Origin of the sequence: Mycobacterium sp. URHD0025, from assembly GCF_000426065.1 — a bacterium.
In the GTDB taxonomy this organism is placed as follows: Bacteria; Actinomycetota; Actinomycetes; order Mycobacteriales; family Mycobacteriaceae; genus Mycobacterium.
This window is the reverse complement of record NZ_AUEQ01000018.1, coordinates 117,926-126,081: the sequence shown is the minus strand read 5'-3', so window position 1 is coordinate 126,081 and position 8,156 is coordinate 117,926. Positions and strand designations below refer to the sequence as shown.

Annotated in this window: 10 protein-coding genes; 5 read left to right on the top strand and 5 right to left on the bottom strand. The window is 67.9% G+C overall.

Going from position 1 to position 8,156, the window contains the following annotated elements; translation table 11 throughout:
* The 3 genes from H977_RS36270 to H977_RS0126310 form a co-directional block, all read right to left on the bottom strand.
* Positions 1-262, bottom strand: a 262-nt coding sequence (locus H977_RS36270; protein ID WP_502691209.1) for a helix-turn-helix domain-containing protein, incomplete at its 3' end; no start/stop codon positions are given.
* A gap of 90 nt (positions 263-352) precedes the next feature.
* Entirely contained in the window at positions 353-736 is a 384-nt protein-coding gene (locus tag H977_RS0126315) for a VOC family protein (RefSeq protein ID WP_029110658.1), read from the bottom strand.
* 47 nt (positions 737-783) lie between these two features.
* Positions 784-2,160: a PucR family transcriptional regulator gene (locus H977_RS0126310; RefSeq protein ID WP_029110657.1), complete on the bottom strand. Its 1,377-nt coding sequence runs from the start codon at positions 2,158-2,160 to the stop codon at positions 784-786.
* Positions 2,161-2,325: 165 nt separating this feature from the next.
* Here H977_RS0126310 and H977_RS0126305 point away from each other — a divergent pair, with 165 nt between their 5' ends.
* The 5 genes from H977_RS0126305 to H977_RS0126285 are packed head-to-tail and all read left to right on the top strand — an operon-like array spanning position 2,326 to position 7,101.
* Positions 2,326-3,819 (top strand): amino acid permease, encoded by a 1,494-nt coding sequence (locus tag H977_RS0126305; protein ID WP_051289097.1) that lies wholly within the window; start codon positions 2,326-2,328, stop codon positions 3,817-3,819.
* A complete protein-coding gene (locus H977_RS0126300) occupies positions 3,816-4,514 on the top strand; it encodes an SDR family NAD(P)-dependent oxidoreductase (protein WP_029110655.1) in 699 nt (232 codons plus the stop codon). The genes H977_RS0126305 and H977_RS0126300 overlap by 4 nt, the downstream gene beginning before the upstream one ends.
* The gene (locus H977_RS0126295; protein ID WP_029110654.1) at positions 4,511-5,272 is read left to right on the top strand and encodes an SDR family NAD(P)-dependent oxidoreductase; all 762 of its coding nucleotides are present in this window, start codon (positions 4,511-4,513) and stop codon (positions 5,270-5,272) included. Before H977_RS0126300 ends, H977_RS0126295 begins: the two co-directional genes overlap by 4 nt.
* Positions 5,273-5,276: 4 nt before the next feature.
* The gene (gene speB / locus H977_RS0126290; RefSeq protein WP_036477274.1) at positions 5,277-6,266 is read left to right on the top strand and encodes an agmatinase; all 990 of its coding nucleotides are present in this window, start codon (positions 5,277-5,279) and stop codon (positions 6,264-6,266) included.
* On the top strand, positions 6,259-7,101 hold the full coding sequence (locus H977_RS0126285) for a polysaccharide deacetylase family protein (protein ID WP_029110652.1): 843 nt from the start codon (positions 6,259-6,261) through the stop codon (positions 7,099-7,101). The genes speB and H977_RS0126285 overlap by 8 nt, the downstream gene beginning before the upstream one ends.
* On the opposite strand, the gene H977_RS0126280 is transcribed toward H977_RS0126285, so the two are convergent.
* Both H977_RS0126280 and H977_RS35460 read right to left on the bottom strand, forming a co-directional pair.
* On the bottom strand, positions 7,102-7,971 hold the full coding sequence (locus H977_RS0126280; RefSeq protein WP_029110651.1) for an SDR family oxidoreductase: 870 nt from the start codon (positions 7,969-7,971) through the stop codon (positions 7,102-7,104). It abuts the gene before it with no gap.
* On the bottom strand, positions 7,968-8,144 hold the full coding sequence (locus H977_RS35460; protein ID WP_155946837.1) for a hypothetical protein: 177 nt from the start codon (positions 8,142-8,144) through the stop codon (positions 7,968-7,970). Before H977_RS35460 ends, H977_RS0126280 begins: the two co-directional genes overlap by 4 nt.
* Positions 8,145-8,156 lie beyond the last annotated feature (12 nt).

The window sequence follows — 8,156 nt, the reverse complement described above, 5'->3', positions numbered from 1 at the left end:
GTCGTGTCGCGATCGACCGTATCGACTCATCGGCATGAACGCCGACCTGGATCTCTATACGTTCCTCGAGGGTCAGCCGTGGCCGCGGCCCGCAGATATTCGGTGTGCTTGCACGGGGTTTCACTCCACCAGCTTCACGGAACCACCGACGACCGCACGTTGCCGACACGCCGGCCGCCTCACCGGCCTCGCCCGCGAGAAGGCCTCGTCGGATCTGCTCCCAAAACAACGGCTTCCTCGACTGGAACAACGATCGCGCCATCACAACACTCCTCAATCAGAAGGGTGTTGCATCGACCCCTTGAAACCGCCTGCCCATCAACGACCCGGATGCGGAAAACGACGCTCGAAACTAGTCGCGGGTGTCCCGGCGTAGCGGGTGAGTGTCGGGAACCTGCACGAAAATCAGCGTGATGCCGTCGGGATCGGTCACGTGCAGCTCGTGCAGACCCCACGGCTCCTGGGTCGCGGCCCGGGCGATGGCCACACCGCGGCCTTCCAGTTCGGCCTGGGTCGCGTAGACGTCGCGTACCTGCAGCCACAGCGCCCCGGGGAACACCCCAGGTTCGGTGGGGCTGTGGTGACCGGCCAACTCGATCAGTGACTGGCCGGCGTAAAAGACTGTGCCTGCACCGTATTCGCGGGCGATGGCCAGGCCGATCCCGTCGCGGTAGAACGCAAGCGACCTCGGGTAATCGACCGGCCGGATCAGCATCCTGCTGGCCAGGATCTCCATAGCCTTTGTCTACCACCGCCGGGCGCCCGGGCGAATCCCCGACACGGTCAGTCGGGCGGTCCCGGCATCCGGCGGGCGCGGTCGCTGGCCCGCAATCCGATGGCGAATGCGGCTTGATCCTCGAAACTCATCGGATTTCGTCCGGTGATCTCGTGGATGCGGCCGAGCCGGTGGCGCACCGTGTTGGTGTGCAGGAACAATTCGCGCGCCGTGTCGATGAGTGACCCGTTGGTGGCGAGGAAAGCCCGCAGGGTCCGGACGTGCTGGGTGCCGCGGTCTCGGTCCAGGCTCTCCAGCGGGTCGATAAGCTGGCTCTTGAACGGCTCCAGCCGGTTGAGAGGCAGGCCCGCGAGCAGGCTGTCGAACGTGCTCAGCTGATCGGGGCCGATGCTGCCGCCGTGCTGCTGGGCCAGGTCGAGGGCGATGCGGGCCTGGATGATCGCGGCTCCCAGTTCGGCCAGCGGCGTGGTCGCGGCATGACCGGAGGGCAGCGAGAGTTCTGCGGTGTTCCGGGCCTGCGCGCCGGCTTCGAGAACCAGGCATACCTCGGGGGCATCGCCTATCAGGGCCTCGGGGAAAGCCATCGACAGCACGGCGCCGGCCCCGCCCGGCCAGGCCGAGCAGGTCAGCTCGGGTGCGGCCAGCCCCGGCCAGTCCAGCAGCTGGTTGAGGGCGTCGGGCAGCAGCATGCGGCGCTCGATCAACGACAGCAATTGCCCGACCCGTTCGCGGGACAGCGCGGCTTCGATGTCGCGTTCGCCCTGCGTGGCCTGCACGAAGCGCGCGATCAGCTCAAGCACCTCGGTCTCGGGCGGGTCGCCGCTGCCCACCGCGGTCAGCGTTCCCAGGTCCCCGACCGTGACGCCGGCCTCCGCGTTCTGCGGTGTCGCATCGGGATCCATCAGGAGGTAGCAGCCCAGCACCTCACCGGCCCGGTCCAGCATCTCGCGTACCGACTCGTGCCGCCGTTGGGACGAAAGCAGTTCGGGCATCACCGATTTGGTTGCGCGCGCGACGGAGATCTCGCCGCCGAGCTGGAAGTCGGCGACGTAGCGGCTGACCGAGGAGAACGGCACATTGGGCGGGGCGATGAGGATGGGCAGGCCGTCGCGGGCGGCCGCAGCGATCAGTGCTTCGGGAACGGTGTCGTGCACATCGCCGATACCGAAACACAGCCCGGCCGCCCCGGCCCCGGTCAACGACTCGACGAACGTCGTGCAGTCCTGGGCGGTCTGCAGGCTGATACCCACTGTGCAGACCAGTTCGCCACCGTGCAGATACCGCGTCGGGTCCCGCAACTCGGTGGTGTGTGCCCAGCTGATCCGGCGGTCCAGGTCTCCGGTGGGCTCGTCGGGCATGAGCAGCCCGCGGTGTGAGTCGAGGAGATCGCGCAGTGTCGGTTTGGCGTCGCTGCGGTCCGACATGGGGTGAGCGTAACGCCGTCGTCACACCCGCGTCGGCGGGCATTGTCGGATCCTCCAATGCGGGCCGGGTGTCACAGTGGGTTTGCAGCGTGTTCGGCGCGATCGCTTGTCGGTTGCGCCACAGCGGCGTGATAGTTCCTGCAACCACGTCAGAGGGAGCACACGATGACTGCATCGCCGATCTCGTTGCCCGAGCACGACACCGGCGGGCCCCACGTCCTGCGGCGCGAATTCTCGCTGTGGTCGGCCTTTGCCTTCGCTTTCGCGTTCATCTCGCCGATCGTCGCGCTCTACGGAATCTTCGGTCTGGCGCTGGCCGCGGCCGGTCCGAGCTTCTGGTGGGGCTTCGCGCTGGTGTTCGGCGGACAGCTGCTGGTGGCCCTGGTCTTCGCGATGCTGGTGTCGCGTTGGCCGTTGGAGGGTTCCATATATCAGTGGTCGCGGCGGCTGCTCGGTACGTCCTACGGCTGGTTCGCCGGCTGGGTCTACATGTGGACGCTGGTGATCGCGATGGCGACGGTGGCGCTCGGTGCGGCCGGGTTCGTCGCCAACATCGCCGGGGTGGAATCCCCGTCCGGCGGCTTGCGCGCCGTCATCGCGCTGGTGATCCTGCTCGGCGGGACGGCGATCAACCTGATCGGCCGCAGTGCCCTCAAGGCGTTCATGACTGCCAGCATCGTGGCCGAGGTGATCGGGTCGATCGGGCTGGGCACCTGGCTGCTGGTGTTCCACCGCAACAACTCGTTGTCGGTGTTGTTCGATGGCGGCGGCCCCGGCGTGGACACCTGGAGCTACCTCAGCGGACCGTTCCTCATCGCCGTGGCGTTCATCGGGTTCTCGTTCGTCGGGTTCGAAAGTGCAGGAGCCATTGCCGAAGAGGTGCACGAGCCGCGGCGCGATCTGCCCAAGGCGGTGCTGTTGTCGCTGGGATTCATCGCATTGGTGGTGGCCTACTCGAGTCTGGCGATCATCCTGGCCATCCCGGATCTGGATGCGGTGGTGGCGGGTTCGGTGGCCGACCCGGTGTACGAAACCCTCACCACGGCATTGGGCCACGGCATCGCCAAGCCCGTCGAGGTGCTGTTCGTGGTCGGCTTTCTGGCCAGCTTCCTGGCCCTGCAGACCTCCGCGTCACGCGTGATCTGGGCGTACGCCCGTGACGGTGGGCTCCCGGCCTCGGCCGTGCTGGCCCGGCTGCGCGGCAACGCCCGAATCCCGGTGGTCGCGATCCTGGTCACCACGGTGGTCGGCGGGGCGCTGTTCCTGCTGAGCATCGTGGCCGGCGACATCTATTCGCTCATGGTCAATTTCACCGCAGGCGGTTTCTATCTGGCTTTCCTGTTCCCGTTGGTCGGGTTCGTGGTGGTGCTGCTTCGCCGGGGCTGGCGAGACGGCGCGTTCACCATGGGCCGCGCCACGGTTCCGGTCGCCGCGGCGGCCGCGGTGTGGGTGATCCTGCAGACCCTCAACATCGCTTGGCCCAGAACGGTTTTCGAGCATCGCTACCTGGACTGGTCGGTGTGGATCGGAGTCGCCGTGCTGGGTGTGATCGGGCTGGCCGTCTTGCTCGGCGTCCGGCGGCGGATCGTGAGCGCCGCGTTGATCGACGAGGCCGAGGGCCTCGACGAGCGCGCCGACGACAAGGTGGCCGACCGATGACTGAATCACCTGTCGCAGTCGTCACGGGCGGCGCCAGCGGAATCGGTGCCGCCGTGGTCACCGCATTACGTGAGCGCGGCTACGTCATCGGCACGCTCGATCTGTCGGGTGCGACCGAGGCGGATCATGCGGTGGCCGTAGATGTTTCCGACGGAGCCGCCGTGGCGGGGGCCGTCGGCGCCATCCGCACCGAACTCGGACCGATCACCGCCCTGGTGACCTCGGCGGGCCACTATGAGATGGCTCCGGTGAGTCAGATCAGTACCGAGGCGTGGCAGCGCATGCTGCGGGTACACGTGGGTGGGCTGTTCCACGCCGCCCGGGCCTGTCTGCCCGACATGCTCGCTCGCGGCTCGGGAGCGGTGGTGGCGGTGGCAAGTGAGCTCGCGGTCGGCGGCGGCGACGGCGACGCCCACTACGCGGCCGCCAAAGGCGCGATCCTCGGGCTGGTGCGCAGCCTGGCCGCCGAGGTGGCCGATCGCGGCGTGCGGGTGAACGCGGTGGCGCCGGGCCCGACGGACACCCCGCTGCTGTCGGATGATTCCCCTTGGCGCGCAGCCGATTATCTGGCCACCCTGCCATTGGGTCGGCTGGTCACTCCGGTCGAGGTGGCGCGCTGTGTGCAATACCTGGTGTGCGACGCCACTTTCAGTACCGGCGACGTCGTCAACGTCAACGCGGGAGCGGTGATATGAGCTCGTTGCAAGGCCGGACCGTATTGGTCACGGGTGCCGCTCAAGGCATGGGCGCGGCGCATGCGCGGCGGCTGGCCGCCGAGGGAGCGACAGTCGCAGTCAACGACATTCGTGCCGGCGCCGCACTGGAGGCGTTGGCCGCCGACATCGGCGGCCTGGCCGTTCCCGGTGATGTCCGTGAGCCGGGTGCCTGTGCGCAGATCGCCGAGACGGTCGTGGCCGCGACGGGCCGGCTCGACGTGCTGGTGGCCAACCACGCTTACATGACCATGGCACCGCTGCTCGAGCATGACGAGGCGGACTGGTGGCGGGTGGTCGACACCAACCTGGGTGGCACCTTTCATCTGGTGCAGGCGGTGCTGCCGCACATGCGCAGGCTCGGCGCGGGCCGCATCGTCGTGATCTCCAGCGAATGGGGTGTCACCGGCTGGCCCGAGGCCACGGCCTACGCGGCGTCCAAGGCCGGGCTGATCGCGTTGGTCAAGACCTTGGGACGGGAGTTGGCGCCCGAGGGAATCATCGTCAACGCGGTGGCCCCGGGGGTGACCGATACTCCGCAGCTGCAGGTCGACGCTGATGCCGCCGGAATCGCACTGGCGGACATGCACCGGCGGTACGCCGAGTCGATTCCGATGGGCCGCATCGGTTCTGTCGAAGAGATCGCTGCCGCGGTGCGGTTCCTGGCCGACTTCGAGATGTCGGCGGTGGTCGGGCAGGTGATCGCCTGCAACGGCGGGGCCACCCGAACGAGAGCGTGAGTTCATGACGGAAGGGGATCAGGTGTCAGGCCAGCCGTATGTGCGGTCGGAGACGGGAAACATCGGTCAGGTCGATGCGCAGGCGGTGCCGAGGTATGCGGGTATTGCCACGTTCGCGCGGCTACCGCAACGCCATGAGGTAACCGATTACGACATCGCCGTCGTCGGGGTGCCCTTCGACAGCGGCGTCACCTACCGGCCCGGTGCCCGGTTCGGCCCCGCCGCGATCCGGCAGGCTTCGCGTCTGCTCAAGCCGTATCACCCGGCGCTGGACGTGAGCCCGTTCGCTGCCGCGCAGGTGGTCGACGCCGGCGACATCACCGCCAACCCGTTCGACATCGCTGAGGCGGTGGACCAGGTCCGGGAGGGCATCGCCGCGCTGCTGACGACACCGCAGAAGCGGGTCGTGCTTCTCGGCGGGGACCACACCATCGCCCTGCCGGCCTTGCAGGCGATGCATGCGGTACACGGACCGGTGGCGTTGGTGCACTTCGACGCCCACCTGGACACGTGGGACACCTACTTCGGTACGCCCTGCACGCACGGCACCCCGTTCCGCCGCGCCTCCGAGCAAGGCCTGATCGTCAAGGGTCACTCCGCGCACGTCGGGATCCGCGGCTCGCTCTACGACCGGGCCGACCTGCTCGACGACGAGTCTCTCGGGTTCACCGTGGTGCACTGCCGCGACATCGACCGCATCGGTGTCGACGGCGTCATCGAGCGGATTCGCGAGCGGGTGGGGGAGCATCCGGTGTACGTGTCGATCGACGTCGACGTGCTCGACCCGGCCTTCGCGCCGGGCACCGGTACCCCGGAGATCGGTGGGATGACGAGCCGGGAGCTGGTCGCGGTGCTGCGGGCCATGCGTGGGCTGTCCATCGTCGGCGCTGACGTGGTCGAGGTGGCTCCGGCCTATGACAGCGGGGACGTGACTGCCGTGGCAGCGGCCAATCTGGCGTATGAACTGGTTACGCTGATGGCCGACGATGACTGAATTCTCTTGGCCGGAAGGCAAAACCGCGGCTGCGGCATTCACCTTCGATGTGGATGCCGAGTCGGCGGTGCTGTGGGGCAATCAGGGTGCGGCTGCCCGGATGAGCGTGATGTCGCACCAGGCCTACGGACCGCTGGTGGGAATTCCCCGGATCCTGGAACTGCTGGAGCGGCACCAGATTCCGTCGACGTTCTTCGTCCCCGGCCACACCGCGCACCGCTATCCTGAGGCGGTCCGTGCGATCGTGTCCGCCGGGCACGAGATCGCCCATCACGGCTATCTGCACGAGCAGCCGACAGCGTTGACTCTCGACGAGGAGGTCGAGGCGCTGGACCGTGGGCTGGCGGCGCTGGCCGAGGTGGCCGGGGTACGGCCGGCCGGTTACCGCGCGCCGATGTGGGATCTGTCCTGGCACACACCGTCGTTGCTCGCGGAGCGCGGTTTCCTGTACGACTCCAGCCTGATGGACGCCGATTGCCCATACGAGCTGGCGGTCGGCGGCACCTCACTGGTGGAGATCCCGATCCAGTGGGCGCTCGACGACTGGGAGCAGTACTGCTATCTGCCCGACATCGCCGGGTCCGGTCTGATCGAGAGTCCGCGCAAGGCCCGGGAACTGTGGCAGCTCGAGTTCGACGCACTGCGGCGCGCGGGGGCCTGCTGGGTGTTGACCAACCACCCGTTCCTGTCCGGAAGGGCTTCGCGCGCAGCCGAACTCGACCACCTGATGCGCTACGTCAGCGACCACACCGACGTGTGGACCACGAACCTCGGCGCCATCGCCGAGCATGTGCGCTCGCTCGGGCTCCAGCCCCGCGGCATCACCAAGCCGTGATCAGATCGGCTGGACCCGTTGCCGTTTCATCATGGCATCGACCAGTCCTGGCGCGACGGTGTTGATTGCCTTGGCGGTCACGGCCATCCGCGGCGCGATCTGCACCGGCCGGGTGCGTGCCGCAGTCAGCATCCAGTCGGCGGCCTCGGCAGCCGACAGTCCGGGCAACCCGTCATAGGCCCGCGTGGGGGCGATCATCGGGGTCTTCACCAGCGGGTAGTACAGCGTCGTCGAATGCACACCGTCGACTGCCCATTCGGTTTCGATGACCCGGCTGACTGCGGCCAACGCGGCCTTGGACGCGTTGTACACCGCGAACAGCGGCGAGGATTCATTCATCACGCCCCAGGTGGCGACGTTGATGATGTGCCCGTCATGGCGGTCACGCATGCCCGGGGCCAGGCCGCGGATGAGCCGTAGCGGGGAGTAGTAGTTCAGCGTCATCGTGCGCTCGACGTCATGCCAGCGGTCCAGGGATTCGGCCAGTGGACGCCGGATGGATCGGCCCGCGTTGTTGATCAGGATGTCGACGCCGCCGAGATCAGCTTCGACGCGGGCCACCAACTCGTCGATGGCGTCCAGGTCGGACAGGTCCACCGCATGCGCGCGAGCGTCGCCGCCCTTGGCCGAGATCCGCTCGACCAGGTCGTCGAGGAGTTCCTGACGGCGAGCCACGGCGACGACTGTGGCGCCCTTCGCGGCGAACTTCTCGGCCGCGGCCTCACCGATGCCCGAGGAGGCACCGGTCAGCAGGATCCGCTTGCCTGCGACGTCGATGTCACCACGGGCCTGCAGCCGTTCGGTCAGTGGCGGGCGCATGCTGGTCAGCAACAGCTGTTCGGACAGCCGGCGCAGCGGGCTCTTGCTCATGCGCCGAGTTTAGGTGGCCTGCTTTCTGTCCGGACGCCGGCCTCGACGTCGTCGTCGAGGGCACGACGGCCCGCGTCACCCGGCGGGAGCGGCTGACCGCGCTCGCCGACGCATACCGCGCCCAATGCGGTGACGACTGCGAGTTCGATTGTGACGACGAGCTTTTCGGCCATCCGGTGAGTCCG